This is a genomic window from Pseudomonas sp. CBS, assembly GCF_024734645.1.
GTDB lineage: Bacteria > Pseudomonadota > Gammaproteobacteria > Pseudomonadales > Pseudomonadaceae > Aquipseudomonas.
Genome location: NZ_CP102929.1, coordinates 7,112,844 through 7,128,752 on the forward strand (window position 1 = coordinate 7,112,844; position 15,909 = coordinate 7,128,752).

Below are 15,909 nucleotides of genomic sequence, written 5' to 3' on the forward strand. Positions count from 1 at the left end.
TTTAGCCGGCTACCGGGTTGCGCCAGTCATCATGGCCTGAGGTGCCGCATACCTTATGGGTCCAGAGGATTTTCCGGTATGCGAAATACACATCCTCCAGGTGTGTGAAGTGCGAATTGTTCGGGTCCTGGCAGTTGGGCATCCGTGACTGGATGTCCACCAGAATCGCGTCCTCCAGCTCGATGGTGAAGTAGTGCTCCTGGGTGCCGACTGAAGAGGTGCGGTACCACTCAAGGCGGCACTTGACCATTTCCCCAGAGGTCAATGCGTTGAACAGCAGTGGCGAAGACTTATCGAATACCTTGCTGATCATCAGGGGCTTGTGCACGCGCTGGCCGGTGGGCTGGCCGGATTGTGGGTCACGGGGAATGATCACCTGATGCTGGAACCCCTGCACCAGAATCTGGTTTTCGTGGCCCTCCTGATAGATGTTGCCGACCGAGTCCTGGGTGAATGTGCCTGCCGTAATCAAGCCTTGCTTGGTGCCGGTGATGGAGAGATACGCGGGTGTTGGCATAACTGGTTTCCTTGCCTGATAAATGAGGTCGCCCCAGTCGGCTGATTTGCCGGCTGGGTAATGCTCGATATCAAGAAGCGTGCCGGAAAGTTCAAGAGCTAATGAAATCGGGGAGTTAAGGTTTTATTGGTTTGTTTTTTAAGCGGTGATGCCGGTGTGGAACTGAAGTTATTTGTATTTGTTTGCGCAGAGGTGTGCAGTTAGTTGCAGGGTGCTGATAGGTAGCTTATCCGCAGGGTCTACATTAAACATAAGTGTGCGTGTTGTTCTGATTGTGCAAATTGTTGCGCATCGGCGAATTTTTTATTTTTGTAGGAAATTCCTTAACCGCCGTTTCGTGGCTTGAACAAAGCTTTTTGCATGGATAAGGTTCGTGCTCTTCCCGCCGGGGAGATGAACTTAAAACAGTGTTCTAACGTTTGCTTAAATTGCCGTTAGTTAGCTGAACATGTCCAGGAAGTAAAGTGCAGCCAATAATGGTTTATTCAGACAGGCTTTCCGATTATTACCTGAAACTTGCGCAGGCGCCCAACTCGACAGTGAGTTATGCGGGCGCCGATATGCGTTTCTCCACTGAATATGAGGCACTTGAAACCGAACTGGGCAAGGCACATTCCATGCACGGTAACAGCCAGCCTGACTGGCAATGGGTCGTGGAAAAAGGCGAGGCTCTGTTACGCCACCAGTCCAAGGACTTGCGGGTTGCTGTCTGGCTGACCTGGGCATTGCATCAGCGTGAGTCCTTTCCCGGATTGCTCGCAGGCCTCGGATTGCTGCGCTATCTCTGTGAGCATCATTGGGCGGTCGTGTACCCGGGCAAACTGCGTACCCGCAGTGCCGCATTTGGCTGGCTGGTCCCGCGCCTCGAGCAGGTGCTTGGGCAACATCTTCCGTTCAAGGAGCAGCGCTCCCTGTTCCACTGCATGCTCGAACACCTGACCCGGCTGGATGAACTATTGACCCAGTATTTCGGCGACGAGGCGCCATCGTTACTGCCGATTCGCAGGCGGCTCTCGGACGGGTTGCAGCAGGCCACCGTGAGTGACTCCCCGCCAAGCGGTATCGCAGGGGTAAGCGACCAGGCCAGGCCGGTGGCGACTCAACAGCTGGCCCCCGAGCCTGTGGTGGATAACGAAAAGGACGCCCATAAGCTGCTGCGTGCGCTGCAGGAGAATGCCCGGCCTTTGTCTGCCTGGTGGCAGCGCCAGAATGCCACTGATCTGCGCGCGCTGCGTCTGAACCGAACGTTGACCTGGCTGACGATCACCAGCCTCCCGGACTGTGACAACGAACAGGTCACGCCTTTGCGGGGCCCGGCGCCGGACAAGCTCAAGCGCTACCAGGAGCGCTTTGCCCAAGGGCAACACGCCGACCTGTTGTTGGAACTTGAGGCCAGCCTGGCCTGCGCACCTTTCTGGTTTGACGGCTTGTACAGGGTATGGGAGTGCCTGCAGACACTTCAGGCCGATTTGGCCATGACCGAGCTGGAAGTGCATTTCGCCTTGTTGCTCCAGCGTTTGCCTGGGCTCGTGCAGTTGCGCTTTCACGATGGAACGCCATTCGCTGACTCCGTTACCCGGGGCTGGATCAACACTCAGGTTGTCCGCCATTTGCAAAGTCCGGTGCCAGCCCGGTCGGTACTTGATGCCCAGGCTGCGCCTTGGGACAAAGCGTTGCACGACGTCGTGCCCGTGCTGCGCAAGGACGGATTCAAGGCGGCCGTTCAATCTCTCAAGCAAGGCATGCAGACCGCCACAGGTGAGCGTGCCCGATTTCATTGGCGGCTGGGCCTCGCCAGGTTGTCTGTGCTGGCGGGCAAGCATGACCTTGCCAAAGTCCAGCTTGACCACCTGGACCACGAGCTGCACCAGTCAGGCTTGCAGCGCTGGGAGCCTGAATTGGCGGTTGAGGTGCTGCAACTCCTGCATGGCTGTTGTGACGTGTTGCCGCAAAGCCCTTCTGTGCGTGAGCGCAAGGAAGATGTCCATCGCAGGCTGTGCCACTTCGATCTTGAAGCGGTACTTGAATAGGCTTTCGAGCCACATGAAAAAGGAGAAACACCATGGCGAAAGAAGGTTCGGTAGCCCCCAAGGAACGCATCAATATCACGTTCAAACCCGCCGTTGGCACTGCGCAGGAAGAGCTGGAGCTGCCGTTGAAACTGCTGGTACTTGGCGACTTCACCCAGCGTGAAGACCCGCGCCAACTCGAAGACCGCAAGCCCGTCGGGGTCGACAAGAACACCTTTGACGAGGTGTTGGCCAAGCAAGCCTTGAGCTTGACCTTGAGCGTCTCCAATCGGCTCCAGGACTCTGCCGAGCTTGATGAGCTGGCGATCCAGGTCAGGATCAATTCGATGAAGGACTTCAACCCTGCGCACCTGGTTGAGCAAATACCCGAGCTGAAAAAACTCATGGAGCTGCGTGATGCACTCGTGGCGCTCAAGGGCCCGCTGGGCAACACGCCAAGCTTTCGAAAGGCGATTGAAAATGCGCTGGCCGATGACGAGTCCCGCACCCGGGTATTGGCTGAATTGGGGCTGGGCAGCTCCGCCGCATGACTCCCTCAGTAAAAGGACACTGACACTATGACTACCAGCCAAAGCCCGTTGCATGCTCGCGCAATGGATGAATGCAGCATTCTCGACAACATCATTGCCCAGACCCGTCTCAGCGCCGACGACGAGGCCTATGGCATCGCAAAGCGCGGGGTCTCGGCATTTATCGAGGAACTGATCAAACCGCAGAACAGGGGCGAGCCGGTCAAGAAGCGCCTGGTTGACCGGATGATTGCGCAGATTGACGCAAGACTCAGCCAGCAAATGGATGAAATCCTCCACCATCCCGATTTCCAGTCATTGGAGTCATCATGGCGCGGCCTGCAGTTGCTGGTTGATCGAACCGATTTTCGTGAAAACATCAAGATCGAACTGCTGAGCGTCTCTCGCCAGGACCTGCTGGATGACTTCGAGGACTCGCCGGAGGTTACCCAGTCCGGGCTCTACAAGCATATTTACAGTGCCGAATACGGTCAGTTCGGCGGTCAGCCCGTCGGCGCAGTCATCGCCAATTATTTCCTTTCCCCCAGTGCGCCCGACGTCAGGTTGATGCAGTACGTTTCCAATGTGGCCTGCATGGCCCATGCACCCTTTATCGCGGCGGCTGGCCCAGGTTTCTTTGGCCTTGAGAGCTTCACCGGCCTACCTGACCTCAAGGACCTGAAAGACCACTTCGAAGGGCCGCAGTTTGCCAAATGGCAGAGCTTTCGCCAGAGCGAAGATGCCCGATACATCGGTCTCACCGTGCCGCGTTTTCTGCTGCGTACGCCTTACGATCCCATTGATTGTCCGGTCAAGACCTTCGCCTACCAGGAAAATGTAGCCAACAGCCACGAGCACTATCTGTGGGGCAACACGGCGTATGCCTTTGCCACCCGCTTGACGGACAGCTTCGCCCGGTTTCGCTGGTGCCCGAACATTATCGGCCCGCAAAGCGGTGGCGCGGTGGAGGACTTACCGCTGCATCACTTTCACAGCATGGGCGAGATCGAAACCAAGATTCCCACCGAGGTGCTGGTGTCCGACCGGCGGGAATACGAGCTGGCGCAAGAGGGCTTCATCGCCTTGACCATGCGCAAGGGCAGCGACAATGCAGCGTTCTTTTCCGCCAGCTCGGTGCAGAAACCCAAGTCCTTTGGCATCAGCGCCGAAGGCAAGGTCGCGGAGCTGAACTACCGTCTCGGCACTCAGTTGCCCTACATGATGATCGTCAATCGTCTGGCTCACTACCTCAAGGTGCTGCAGCGCGAACAGCTGGGATCGTCGAAGGAGCGCACCGACCTCGAACTGGAACTCAACAAGTGGATTCGCCAATACATTGCCGATCAGGATAACCCCAGCGCCGAAGTGCGTGGACGACGCCCGCTCCGTGCAGCACGCATCGTGGTCAGCGACGTCGACGGGGAGCCCGGCTGGTATCGCGTCAACCTGAGCGTTCGCCCGCACTTCAAGTACATGGGAGCGGACTTCACACTGTCTCTCGTCGGCAAGCTCGATAAAGAATGAGTCGCAGCCACGTGATTACACCAAACCGCAGCCTTTTCGAACGTCTGGATTCCGGCGTGGGACGCAGCCCGCAGGGCTGCATCGTGGAGTCCGTGGCGAACCATCTGGCGAAAATGCTCAGCACCCGTGTGGGCAGCGTACAGACGCTACCCGACTACGGGTTGCCTGATCTGAATGACATGCGGCTCAGTCTGCATGACGCGTTGAGCCAGGCCCGTTTCCTGATTGAGCGCTCCATCCAGGCCTATGAACCACGTCTGAAGGATGTATGTGTCAGGGCGATACCTCAGGACCGTGACCCGTTGGCCCTGGCGTTTTCCATCGAGGGTGCAATGGAGGTCGATGGCCAGACGCAAACGGTCGCCTTCTGCGCAAGCCTGGCTCCCGGGGTACAGGTTGAGGTCAAACCGGATGTCGTTTAACCGCTATTACCAGGGCGAGCTGAGTGCGTTGCGGCAGTTGGGACGGCGCTTCTGTGAGCGTAACCCGGCACTCGCACCGTTTCTTGGGGCCGCCGGCAATGACCCGGATGTGGAACGGTTGCTGGAGGGTTTTGCGTTCCTCACCGGGCGCTTGCGTCAGAAGCTCGATGACCAACTGCCGGAGTTGAGTCACTCGTTGATGCATTTGCTGTGGCCCAACTACATGCGACCGCTGCCGGCGTTCAGCATGCTGCAGTTTGACCCGCTCAAGCGATCCGGGCCTGCCATCAGGGTCGAGCGGGATACACCGGTGGAAAGCATTGCGATCAACGGTGAACGTTGCCGTTTTCGTACCTGTTACCCGACACCGGTTTTACCACTGCAACTGGTCGCCTTGGAGTACTCGGCACAGGGCGAGGATGCTTTGCTGTGCCTGCGTCTGGAAATGACGGCCGAGGGCAACTTCAGTGAGTTGGCGCTGGGCTGCCTGCGTCTGCATTTTGCGGGAGAGCAACCCGTCAGCCAGGCGCTCTACCTTGGCCTTTTGCGTCACTTGGACGGGTTCGAGTTACTGCCTTTGGGCGGGAATGGGCAGCCGGTTATCGGCGCTGACGGCTTGGCTGTCTCATTGCGTCTGTCCAGTAGCGAGATCAGTCCAGTGGGCTTTTCCGAGGAAGAGGCACTGATTCCTTATCCGTTGAATACCTTTCGCGGCTATCGCCATTTGCAGGAGTATTTCGCCTTTCCCGAAAAATACCTGTTTGTCGATGTGGGTGGTCTCGACGTGCTCAACGGGTTGCCCTTTGACCTGCTCAAGCAGGTACATGGCCTGGCGCTGCGCTTCAACATGCGTGGTCGCTGCCTTGAGCGACTGACCCCGACCCTGGACAACGTGAAGTTGTATTGCACGCCCATCGTCAATCTGTTCAAGCACGATAGCGTGCCAATACGCCTGGACGGCAGGCAGGACGAATACCTGCTGTTGCCGGGCGAATACACCCGGGGTAACTGCGGCATATTTTCCGTCGACAAAGTCACTGGATGGCGGCCGGGTGGCCTGGGTTACCAGGAATATGTTCCGTTCGAGTCGTTTGAACATGATCTTGGCAGCGGGTCGCCCAGTTATGGCGTTCGCCTGCGACCGTCACTGCAACATACCGGAATGGACACCTGGCTGAGCTTCGATCAACGCCAGGGGCATGATCAGGAAACCCTGTCGGTCGAGCTGACCTGCACCAACCACAACCTGCCACGCCTGCTGCAGGTGGGAGATATCAACCAGGCCTGCGAGCAGACGCCCGAGTTTCTTTCGTTTCGCAACCTCACAGCGGCAACACCCTGTTTTGCGCCCCCTCTGGACAGCGACTTCCTGTGGCGACTGATCAGCAATATGTCGCTCAACTATTTGTCATTGACCGATATCAACGCCTTGAGAGTGATCCTCGAAACCTACGACCTGCCGCGTTATCACGACCGCCAGGTGGAGAAGGTCAGCCGGAGAAGGCTGGGCGCACTCCAGTCGATCAGTCACCAGCCGGTGGACCGATTGCACCAAGGCCTACCATTTCGCGGCTTGCGGGTTGATCTCACCATCAATCCTGAAGGCTACCTGGGGGAGGGCGACGTGTTTGTCTTTGCTTCGGTGCTCAATGAGTTTTTCGCGCTTTACGCCAGCCTCAACTCGTACCACGAACTGCGAGTCATCAGCACACAAGGAGACGTGTATCTATGGCCACCCCGGATGGGCCAGCAGCCCCTGCTTTAACCGCGCTGTCCCGTGTGATTCGCGAGTACTCGGTGTTTCAGGCGGTCGCGCAGATCATCGAGCGTTTGCGCGAAGCGCACCCCTCCCTTGACGAGGAGGCGCTGCACGACCAGTTGGAGTACCAGGCCAATCCAGGCTTTGGGTTTCCCGGCAACGACATTGACCGGGTGGAGTTTTTTATCGAGCACGGCCAGTTGCGGGCACGTCTTCGTCTCAATGTGCTGGGGCTGTTTGGTACGGGATCACCGCTGCCGGCGTTCTATGGCGAGCAAGCCTTTGCCGAAGTGGCAGGCGGTAATTCAACGCGTGATTTCCTGGATGTTTTTCACCATCGCCTGCACCGGTTGATAGTGCCGATCTGGCGGAAATACCGTTATCAGGCGAGCTTTCAAGCGGGCGCCTGCGATCCATTTTCCGAGCAGATGTTCGCGTTGGTAGGCCTGGGTGGCAGCGCGATTCGCAGCAGCGCCCAACTGAACTGGAAGCGTCTGTTGCCCTACCTGGGACTGCTCAGTCTGCGTGCGCACTCCGCCGCACTGATCGAGACCGTGCTGCGTTATTACTTCAAGCACAGTCGGCTGGTCATCGAGCAATGGGTCAAGCGCACGGTGGTGATTGACCAGGAGCAGCGTAATGACCTGGGTCGCAGCTATAGCACGCTGGGTTCTGACCTGGTGCTGGGGGACCGAGTTTTCGACCGCAGCGGGATGTTCAGGGTCCATGTGCTGGCACTTGGCTGGGAGCGGTTTCATGATTTTTTGCCCACCGGAGCGGGTTATGAGCCGTTGTGCGCACTGGTGCGTTTCGCCGTCAGAGACCCCTTGGCGTACGACGTGCGATTGGTGTTGGAAGAGGGAGAGGTTCGGCCGTTGCACATTGGTGAGTGCAATGTCTGCCGCTTGGGCTGGACCAGTTGGCTGGGGCATGAGCGAGCCGACGGCGTGGTCACCTTGGCCAGTAAAACTCATTAGGGATTGATGAATATGATGAATGTGGACCTGCAACAACTTATCCAGGCATTGACCGCACCCACGCGGTGCGACTTGGAGCGCTGCGCCGAACGGTGTGTCACGCGCGGCGGCAGCGAGGTCTTGGTGGAGGACCTGCTGTTGACGTTCCTGGAGTATCCCGAGGGTGTACTGATGCGTGCGCTGCAGGATGCGGGTGTGGATGTCGGCGAACTGCATGCGGTGCTGCAACCCCGGACCGACCGGAGCGCCTCGCGTAATCCGGTGTTTTCACCCGCTTTGGTGCAATGGTTGCAACAGGCGTTACTGGTCGCCCATCTGGAGCTGGGGCGAAGCGAAGTGGAACACGGTGCCTTGTTGCTCGCCTTGTTGCGCAATCCGTTGCAGCACGCGGGCAGCCGTTATCAGGCGGTGTTGAGCAAGCTTGATGCACAGCGCGTGCTCGGGTTTCTCTTGAGCGAAAACCCTCGGACGCCTCCATCTGAAGGGGGCAGTTCATTACTGGAGCGCTTTACCCATGACCTGACTCGCCAGGCTCGTGACGGAAAACTCGACCCCGTACTCTGTCGCGATAACGAAATCCGGCAAATGATCGATACCCTTGCGCGGCGGCGCAAAAACAACCCGATTCTGGTGGGCGAGGCGGGAGTCGGAAAAACCGCGATAGTCGAGGGTCTGGCCCTGAAAATCGTGAGCGCGCAAGTGCCAGAGGTGCTCAGGGACGTACGTCTGCTGACCCTGGATATGGGCTTGCTGCAAGCCGGTGCCAGCATCAAGGGTGAGTTTGAACGGCGCCTGAAGGGCCTGATCGACGAGGTCAACGTCTCGCTGCAACCGATCATCCTGTTTATCGACGAGGCCCACACCCTGGTAGGCGCAGGCGGCCAGGCCGGCAGCTCCGATGCTGCGAACCTGCTCAAGCCGGCTCTTGCACGCGGTGAATTGCGTACCATCGCCGCCACGACCTGGTCGGAGTACAAGCAATACTTCGAGAAAGACTCTGCGTTGGCGCGGCGTTTCCAGCCGGTGCTGGTGCGCGAGCCGACAGTAGAGGAGGCGGTGACGATTTTACGTGGGTTGGCCCCGGTGTATGAGGCCAGTCACGGCGTCTACGTGCGCGATGATGCGGTGGTCGCCGCCGCACACCTGAGTGCTCGCTATCTGGCGGGCCGCCAGTTGCCTGACAAGGCCGTGGACGTATTGGACACCGCGTGTGCCCGGGTGCGCGTCAGTCTGGTCGCGGCTCCGGATGAACTGCAACGGTTGCGCGCCGAGCTGGCCGAGGGAATGCGTCAGCAGCTCGCTGTGCGCCGGGACGCCGACGCGGGGTTGGTCATCGATGAACCGGCATTGCAGCAACTCACACAGAGACTGGAAGAAGTAGAGGCCGCACAGTCAGAGCTTGAGCAACGCTGGACCCACCAACGCGACCTGGCGGAGAAGGTGATCTCGCTACGTCAGCAAAGGGTCGAAGCCCGTAACAGCGGCGAAAACATTGAAGCCCTTGAACGGCTGCTTGCCGAAAACCATCAAGCGTTGCAGGCGATACAACACGAACAGCGCCTGGCCAGCTTTGAAGTGTGCCCACGGTTGGTGGCGCAGGTGGTCAATGCCTGGACCGGTATTCCGCTGGAGCAACTGGCCCGTGAACACAGCGCGAAGGTCTTGACCTTTGCCGAGGATTTACGCCGCCGCATTCTCGGTCAGGAGTGCGCCGTGCAGGTTCTGGATCGCTGTCTGCGCGCCGTCGCGGCCGGTGTGAACCGGCCGAATGCTCCCTTAGGTGTATTCCTGTTGGTGGGCCCCAGCGGCGTTGGCAAGACAGAAACGGCCCACGCCCTGGCTGACTTGTTATACGGCGGTGAGCGGTTTGTCACCACGATCAATATGTCTGAGTACCAGGAGAAACATTCCCTGTCCCGATTGATCGGAGCACCGCCCGGCTACGTCGGCTATGGAGAGGGCGGCGTACTGACGGAGGCTGTGCGACAGAAGCCCTACTCGGTGGTGCTGCTCGACGAGGTCGAGAAGGCCGACCCGGATGTCTTGAACCTGTTTTACCAAGTGTTCGACAAAGGCATAGCCAATGACGGCGAAGGGCGTGAAATCGATTTTCGCAACACCCTGATCCTGATGACTTCCAATCTGGGCGGCCAACGTATCACTGAGCTGTGCGCCGACGGACAGCGACCGGATGTCGAGGTGCTGCACGCCGCTATTCGGCCGGTGCTGACTGCTCATTTCAAACCGGCATTGCTGGCCCGTATGCGCGTGGTCCCGTACTACCCGATAGCGGGCGTGGTGCTGCACCAACTGATCGAGAACAAACTTCAGCGCCTGGGGACGCGCCTGCTTCAGCGCAAGCTGGCCTTCAGTCACGCAGAGGAACTGGTCGAACACATGGCCGAGCGCTGTAGCCACGGTGAGAGTGGTGCGCGGTTTGTCGATCAATGGATCGAGGCAAATCTGCTGCCGCAGGTGGTGGATCAACTGCTGGACGCTATGGCCGTTGGCAAGTCTCTGCAGTGTGTCCATGTCAGCCTTGATTCCAACAGCACTCTCCTCTGCGAGTTCAGCTGATGGCGGACAATCTGTTTACTCAGTTGCCAAACCCGCTGGATTACGCCGATGCCTTGCTGGGATGGTTTACCCGATTAGGTATCGATAGCGACGAATCGACATTGGCCGAGGACTTTGCAGCAGGCGCCGCACAGTTGAGCGGGTGTGAACTGAGCCAGTTGTACCTGCTCGATCAAACCACCGGCCGCCTGGATCTGGTTGCCCAGTACCTGCCGGGTGTGTTGCCGCCCGGTGACGTCGCGAACCCGGGTGCGGACTTCAAGAACGAGCAACTGTTGCAATACGTTCTGGAACAGAGCCGTGTACTCAGCCTCACTGAGCTGCGTAGCAGCCTGTATGACACAGGGTTTCTGCCGGCAGTCGCATCACCCTGGCAATCACTGCTGTGCGTGCCGCTGCTTGGGCAGCATCAGCAGGTATGCGCAATGTTGTTGTGTGCCAGCCAGTACAGGACAGAACTGGCGGGCTACGGCACCTCACTGGGCCAATTGGGCCGTTTTGCCGTGAGTCAGTTGGCCATGTTGCGTCGAATGCGCCGGGCTCCAAGTGCGTTGAAAGTGGCTCGCAGCACCCCGGGTGCCAGCGCTTATGGCTTGATAGGAAACAGCACCGCGATGGACGAGACGTGCCGCCTGATCGGCAAGGTGGTGCATAGCCCCTACACCGTATTGCTCCGGGGCGAGACCGGCACGGGTAAAGAAGTGGTCGCACGGGCCATTCATGCTGCCGGGCCGCGCAGCAACAAGGCATTTGTGGTGCAAAACTGCGCTGCGTTTCCCGAAGGCTTGCTCGAAAGTGAACTGTTCGGTTACCGCAAAGGCGCGTTCACCGGGGCCGAAAGAGACTACGCCGGTCTGTTTGATACCGCCCATGGCGGCACGCTGCTGCTCGACGAAATCGGTGACATGCCGCTGTCACTGCAAGCCAAATTACTGCGGGTGCTACAGGAAGGCGAAATTCGCCCGCTGGGTGCCAATACGGCCCACAAGGTCGATGTACGGATCCTCGCGGCGACTCACCGGGACCTCACCAGCATGGTGGCCGAAGGCAGCTTCCGCGAAGATCTTTATTACCGGTTGGCGCAGTTTCCCATCGAGTTGCCGGCGCTACGCCAACGGGACGGTGATGTGTTGCAACTGGCACGGCATTTCGCCGACAAGGCCTGCGCAATGCTGGGGCGGGCGCCGGTGGGCTGGTCGAGTGCGGCGCTGGATCATCTGTCGAGCCATAGCTTCCCCGGCAATGTGCGCGAACTCAAATGCATGGTGGAGCGGGCGGTGCTGCTATGCGACGACGAAGTCATCCTGCCCCCGCACTTGTCGCTGTCGTCAAGCCTGACTGCACCGGCTGTTGACGCGACGCTACGCCAGCGCATGGAGCGGGTCGAACGGGTTGTGCTGATCGACTGCCTGCGCAAAAACCGTGGCAATCGAACACGCACGGCCCGTGAGCTGGGACTCGCGCGGCGAACGCTGCAGTACCGTCTTGCACGTCTGGACATTCCCTTTGGCGACGTCAAGGGGGAGTGCTGAATGGCGCGCCCCTCAAATTCCGGGAGATATCTGATGCCTGTTAGTCAGTGGCAAGCCCTGGTGCTTGTGTTGTTTGTGCTGAGTGGCTGTAACACCAACCATGTCTTTGACGACGGCGACTACCGCCCGCTGGGTGACCCGCGGTCCATCGGTCGTGGCCAGTGAGCGCGGGGGAGTTTCACATGCAACTCGTGTTTGAGGTATGCCCCGCAGGGCAAGGAGGGTCAGTGCCGGGCCTGTGCAAAACCTTTAAAGGTGTTGGCGGCGTCATAGGTCGTGGGGCCGGTTGTGACTGGACCCTCCCGGATGCCAGTCGCCAGGTTTCCAGTCGCCACGCCGTGGTCAGTTATCGCGACGGCCGGTATTTCCTGGCGGACATCAGCAGTAACGGAACCCGCCTGGCAGGCAGCGGCGATCGTCTGCGGGAGGGGCAGGAGTATCCGATAGAGGACGGTACGGTATTTCAGCTAGGGCCGTTGAATATTCGTGCGCGACTGGTCAGCCCGTCGACGGTGCCGGGTCCGGACGGATTACACACGCTGATTCCCGATGATGCATTTCTGGAGCTGGATCCGGTGCGCACACTGGCCAGCGAACTGCAGCTTCAGGACGCGTCGCAAGAGTTGGCCGCCCTGACCTTGGCCAACCACGAGGCATTGCAGTGGACGGACCACGCAGCGGCGGACAGGAATCATCTGACGGTTCCCGAACTTGTGGAGCCTGCCCCCAGGGTTGACCCGATTCCGCCACCGCCACTTCCAAGTCAAGGTTCAGCGCCATTTTGGTCAGCATTTGCGCAAGCTCTGGGTATCGACCTGGACACCCTCGATGAGCCGGGAAGAGAGGTTCTGGCGATCAAGGCGGCGGCGTTGCTCAGGCAAATGACGCAAGGGTTGCAACAGAGCCTGAGTACCCGCAACGAGCTCAAACACGAGTTGAAACTCCCACTGACCCAGATCTCGCTCCAGAGTCCCGATCCGCTTAAAGACAGCGCCGACGCCAGCACGGCCTTGGGATTGCTATTGGGGGCCGGGCAGCTGGGGCAGGTGTCTGCCGAGATGTTCGTCACACGCGCCTACCGCGACATGCAGGCCCACCAGGTGGCTTTGCTGGTGGCCTGCCGCGCGGCGGTACGCGGAACGTTGGCAGCCTTTGCACCGGGTCAGTTGCTCCTGTGTTTCGAACGTCAGGCGAAGCCTCCGTTGATTCCCCGGTGTGGCGGGCGCTGGCGTGCGTATCAGCGCCACTACCAGGCGCTGATCAAGGACGAGCACTTGAGCGAGGGCCTGCTGGGCAGCGACTTCAGCAAGGCCTACGAGGAGCAGATTCGTCTGATCTCAACCCTTCACCGTTATCCAGGATGATCTTCATGTCCCGAGTCACCGTTGCATTGTTGTGCGCTGTAATGGCGTTGCTTAGTGGTTGCTCTCTGTCGCCCTTTTCGAAGCTGACCAAGCTGGACCTGACACTGGCCGCCAGCGAGCGGGTCAACCCCGATCTCCATGGCCGCCCATCGCCGATCGTGGTGCACCTGATGGAGCTGCGGCACCCCGTGGCTTTCGAGAATGCGGACTTTTTCAGCCTTTACGGCCATGCAGAACACACCTTGCCCAAAGACCTGGTGAATCTCGAAGAGTTGGAGTTGCGACCGGGCGATCACTCCACGCTCAAGCTCAGCCTCGAGCCAGGCAGTCGCTATGTCGGTGTGCTGGCGGCCTACCGTGATTTACCTCACTCGCAATGGCGTTATGTGTTGCCGGTGACTGCGCAGCGATTGACGCGCGCCGAACTGGTCCTGGATCAGGCAGGGATTCGGTTGGTGAACCCGCAACCTGCCAAGGCGGGCGACTGACATGCGCAGCCAAAAAGTCATCTGGCAGGAAGGCATGTTGTTGCGCCCTCAGCATTTTCAGCAAAACGATCGTTACCACGACCAGCAACTCAAGCGCCGCACTCAGTTGTTGTGCCCCCACGGCTGGGGCTTCCTGGCACTGGAAATCGATGTGCAATACCTCAACATGGGCAAGGTGGTTGTCAGTCAGGCCAGCGGCATATTGCCGGATGGCAGCCTGTTCGAACTGGGCGGGGCCATGGAATCGCTGGTGCTGGAGGTTCCGGTGAATACCGGAAAGCAGGCGATTTACCTGGCCTTGCCGCTGGCCACAAGTCACTGCGTTGAGGCCCGTCGACCCGAGCAGGTCGATGTACTGGCGCGCTACAAGACCCTCTCGGTAGACGTCAGCGACTCCAACGCCGGGGAAGATTCCTGTCGTCAGATAAATTGCGGACAGCTGGATTTTCGCCTGCTGCTGGGAGAGCAAGTCAGCGACCAGCACTACGTGAAGCTCAAGATTGCCCAAGTGCTCAGTTGCACCGAGGAGGGTGTCAGCCTGGATGCCGATTTTAGCCCGACCTTCATTCACCTTCAGGGCTCCAGTTACCTGCTGTCATGCCTCAAGGAGGTGATCAGCCTGCTTGCTTGCCGGGGGGATGCCATTGCCGAGCGGATCCGCGCCAATGGCACCGCTGCCGGCGCGGAGGTCGGTGACTTCCTGATGCTGCAACTGATCAACCGCACCGAACTGGTCTTGCGTCACTACCTGGGCCTGAGTCAGGTCAGCCCTGAAGCGCTGTATCGAACATTGCTGTCGATCCTGGGTGAGCTCGCGACGTTTGCCAGCGACAGCAAGCGTGCGCACTTCGAGGGGCATTACCGGCACAGTGACCAGAGCGCCAGCTTTCGTGGGTTGATGGAGCCGATTCGCCGCCTGCTGTCGATGGTGCTTGAACAGCATGCCATTGAGCTGGCGCTGCAGCCTCGCCAGTACGGGGTATTGGTGTGCCCGGTAAGCGATCCCAACCTGTTGGGTTCCGCGACCTTCATTCTGGCCGCCAGCGCCCATTGTGACGCCGAGGAGCTGCGCCATCGGCTTCCAGCGCACCTCAAGATTGGGCCTGTGGAGCGGATTCGCGAGTTGGTCAACCTGCATCTGGCAGGCATCAAGGTCAAGCCGCTGCCGGTGGCTCCCCGGCAGATACCGTTTCATGCCGCAAAAACCTATTTCATGCTCGAACTCGGTGCCCGGGACATCGAGCAGTTGAAACAGTCGGGAGGTTTTGCCTTCCACGTCAGCGGCGAATTTGCCGAGCTGGAACTGAAATTCTGGGCCATCAGGAACTGAGACCATGGACAGGGAATACCCGCAGGATGAAAAAACCGTCCTGCTCGATCGACAGGGGCGTGGGCCGGCGCAGGGGCCGATAACCGACTTCGCATCGCCGCCGCGTTTCGAACAATTGGAAGACCGGATGATTTACGCCGCCCGCTTGCAGGGCGCGGAGCACTTCAACGTTGGCTTGAATACCCTGGTAGCACCTGCGTGGGCGTTGTTGTCCGAGGTGGTCCGGCTTAAGGGCAGCAGCGCTCAGGAAAGCCTGCGCGCGCTCAACGAACGGCTGTCAGCCGCGGTCACGCTGTTCGAGACGCGGGCCCGGCACGACGGAGCGCAGAGCAGTGAGGTGATGGCGGCGCGCTATGTGCTGTGCAGTGTGATCGACGAAGCCGTGGTCACCACCTCATGGGGCAGCCAGAGCGATTGGTCGAAGATGAGCCTGCTGAGCAGCTTTCACAACGAAACCTTCGGCGGCGAGAAGTTTTTCCAGCTGCTTGAGCGCATGTCGAGGGATCCCATCAAGCACCTGTCGATGCTGGAACTGATGTACCTGTGCCTGTCACTCGGGTTCGAAGGCAAGTACCGGGTGATGGAACGTGGGTTGTTGCAGCTTGAGCAGGTTCGGGACGCGCTGTATCGGCAGATCCGGCATGTGCGGGGCGATTCCCCTGCGGCGTGCACACCGCCGCCCAGGCCGGAGCAACGGCGCCAGAAACGGCTGAGGGTCGTGCCGGCCGCCTGGGTTGCGGTGTTTGTCGTCGCCAGCCTGTTGACCCTGTATGCGGGGTTTGCCTGGGTACTGGGCCAGCAGCGCGAGACCGTGCTGCAACCGTATCAATTCGTGGCGCCGGATATTACCCGGACGCCCCTCTAACGCAGGGAGCAACAC

The 15,909-nt window shown here is 59.4% G+C and carries 13 protein-coding genes and 1 pseudogene; 13 read left to right on the forward strand and 1 reads right to left on the reverse strand.

Annotation, left to right across the window (positions count from 1 at the left end):
- Position 1: 1 nt before the first annotated feature.
- A complete protein-coding gene (locus NVB75_RS32515) occupies positions 2 to 517 on the reverse strand; it encodes an Hcp family type VI secretion system effector (protein WP_063029245.1) in 516 nt (171 codons plus the stop codon).
- Between the two features lie 476 nt (positions 518 to 993).
- Here NVB75_RS32515 and tssA point away from each other — a divergent pair, with 476 nt between their 5' ends.
- The 13 genes and pseudogenes from tssA (at position 994) to icmH (ending at position 15,894) form a co-directional block, all read left to right on the forward strand.
- On the forward strand, positions 994 to 2,547 hold the full coding sequence (tssA, locus tag NVB75_RS32520) for a type VI secretion system protein TssA (RefSeq protein ID WP_258345094.1): 1,554 nt from the start codon (positions 994 to 996) through the stop codon (positions 2,545 to 2,547).
- A gap of 32 nt (positions 2,548 to 2,579) precedes the next feature.
- Positions 2,580 to 3,108 (forward strand): annotated as a pseudogene (tssB, locus tag NVB75_RS32525) (type VI secretion system contractile sheath small subunit).
- The gene (tssC, locus tag NVB75_RS32530; protein ID WP_258345096.1) at positions 3,105 to 4,580 is read left to right on the forward strand and encodes a type VI secretion system contractile sheath large subunit; all 1,476 of its coding nucleotides are present in this window, start codon (positions 3,105 to 3,107) and stop codon (positions 4,578 to 4,580) included. The pseudogene tssB and the gene tssC overlap by 4 nt, the downstream one beginning before the upstream one ends.
- Positions 4,577 to 5,002 carry a type VI secretion system baseplate subunit TssE gene (gene tssE / locus NVB75_RS32535; RefSeq protein ID WP_258345097.1) on the forward strand — a complete coding sequence of 142 codons (426 nt, stop codon included), beginning with the start codon at positions 4,577 to 4,579 and terminating at the stop codon, positions 5,000 to 5,002. The genes tssC and tssE overlap by 4 nt, the downstream gene beginning before the upstream one ends.
- The gene (gene tssF / locus NVB75_RS32540; protein WP_258345098.1) at positions 4,992 to 6,767 is read left to right on the forward strand and encodes a type VI secretion system baseplate subunit TssF; all 1,776 of its coding nucleotides are present in this window, start codon (positions 4,992 to 4,994) and stop codon (positions 6,765 to 6,767) included. Before tssE ends, tssF begins: the two co-directional genes overlap by 11 nt.
- Entirely contained in the window at positions 6,731 to 7,738 is a 1,008-nt protein-coding gene (gene tssG / locus NVB75_RS32545) for a type VI secretion system baseplate subunit TssG (RefSeq protein WP_258345100.1), read from the forward strand. The genes tssF and tssG overlap by 37 nt, the downstream gene beginning before the upstream one ends.
- A gap of 12 nt (positions 7,739 to 7,750) precedes the next feature.
- Positions 7,751 to 10,315 carry a type VI secretion system ATPase TssH gene (tssH, locus tag NVB75_RS32550; protein WP_258348821.1) on the forward strand — a complete coding sequence of 855 codons (2,565 nt, stop codon included), beginning with the start codon at positions 7,751 to 7,753 and terminating at the stop codon, positions 10,313 to 10,315.
- Positions 10,315 to 11,847: a sigma-54-dependent Fis family transcriptional regulator gene (locus NVB75_RS32555; RefSeq protein WP_258345102.1), complete on the forward strand. Its 1,533-nt coding sequence runs from the start codon at positions 10,315 to 10,317 to the stop codon at positions 11,845 to 11,847. Before tssH ends, NVB75_RS32555 begins: the two co-directional genes overlap by 1 nt.
- A 33-nt stretch (positions 11,848 to 11,880) precedes the next feature.
- Complete coding sequence (locus NVB75_RS32560; protein ID WP_258345104.1) at positions 11,881 to 12,012, forward strand: type VI secretion protein TagU; 132 nt, start codon at positions 11,881 to 11,883, stop codon at positions 12,010 to 12,012.
- 17 nt (positions 12,013 to 12,029) lie between these two features.
- Entirely contained in the window at positions 12,030 to 13,211 is a 1,182-nt protein-coding gene (gene tagH / locus NVB75_RS32565) for a type VI secretion system-associated FHA domain protein TagH (protein WP_258345106.1), read from the forward strand.
- A gap of 5 nt (positions 13,212 to 13,216) precedes the next feature.
- The gene (gene tssJ / locus NVB75_RS32570) at positions 13,217 to 13,699 is read left to right on the forward strand and encodes a type VI secretion system lipoprotein TssJ (protein WP_258345108.1); all 483 of its coding nucleotides are present in this window, start codon (positions 13,217 to 13,219) and stop codon (positions 13,697 to 13,699) included.
- A 1-nt stretch (position 13,700) separates the two neighbouring features.
- Positions 13,701 to 15,029: a type VI secretion system baseplate subunit TssK gene (tssK, locus tag NVB75_RS32575; protein WP_258345109.1), complete on the forward strand. Its 1,329-nt coding sequence runs from the start codon at positions 13,701 to 13,703 to the stop codon at positions 15,027 to 15,029.
- 4 nt (positions 15,030 to 15,033) lie between these two features.
- Positions 15,034 to 15,894, forward strand: coding sequence for a type IVB secretion system protein IcmH/DotU (gene icmH, locus NVB75_RS32580; protein ID WP_258345110.1), 861 nt, complete (start codon positions 15,034 to 15,036; stop codon positions 15,892 to 15,894).
- The last annotated feature ends 15 nt before the right edge of the window (positions 15,895 to 15,909 follow it).

Excerpts from the sequence above, each read along its gene's own strand:
- tssJ (WP_258345108.1), top strand. The coding sequence starts at position 13,217 with ATGTCCCGAGTCACCGTTGCATTGTTGTGCGCTGTAATGGCGTTGCTT.
- tssK (WP_258345109.1), top strand. The coding sequence starts at position 13,701 with ATGCGCAGCCAAAAAGTCATCTGGCAGGAAGGCATGTTGTTGCGCCCT.
- NVB75_RS32555 (WP_258345102.1), top strand. The coding sequence starts at position 10,315 with ATGGCGGACAATCTGTTTACTCAGTTGCCAAACCCGCTGGATTACGCC.
- tagH (WP_258345106.1), top strand. The coding sequence starts at position 12,030 with ATGCAACTCGTGTTTGAGGTATGCCCCGCAGGGCAAGGAGGGTCAGTG.
- tssA (WP_258345094.1), top strand. The coding sequence starts at position 994 with ATGGTTTATTCAGACAGGCTTTCCGATTATTACCTGAAACTTGCGCAG.
- tssE (WP_258345097.1), top strand. The coding sequence starts at position 4,577 with ATGAGTCGCAGCCACGTGATTACACCAAACCGCAGCCTTTTCGAACGT.
- tssF (WP_258345098.1), top strand. The coding sequence starts at position 4,992 with ATGTCGTTTAACCGCTATTACCAGGGCGAGCTGAGTGCGTTGCGGCAG.
- icmH (WP_258345110.1), top strand. The coding sequence starts at position 15,034 with ATGGACAGGGAATACCCGCAGGATGAAAAAACCGTCCTGCTCGATCGA.
- tssH (WP_258348821.1), top strand. The coding sequence starts at position 7,751 with ATGATGAATGTGGACCTGCAACAACTTATCCAGGCATTGACCGCACCC.
- tssC (WP_258345096.1), top strand. The coding sequence starts at position 3,105 with ATGACTACCAGCCAAAGCCCGTTGCATGCTCGCGCAATGGATGAATGC.
- NVB75_RS32560 (WP_258345104.1), top strand. The coding sequence starts at position 11,881 with ATGCCTGTTAGTCAGTGGCAAGCCCTGGTGCTTGTGTTGTTTGTGCTG.
- NVB75_RS32515 (WP_063029245.1), bottom strand. The coding sequence starts at position 517 with ATGCCAACACCCGCGTATCTCTCCATCACCGGCACCAAGCAAGGCTTG.
- tssG (WP_258345100.1), top strand. The coding sequence starts at position 6,731 with ATGGCCACCCCGGATGGGCCAGCAGCCCCTGCTTTAACCGCGCTGTCC.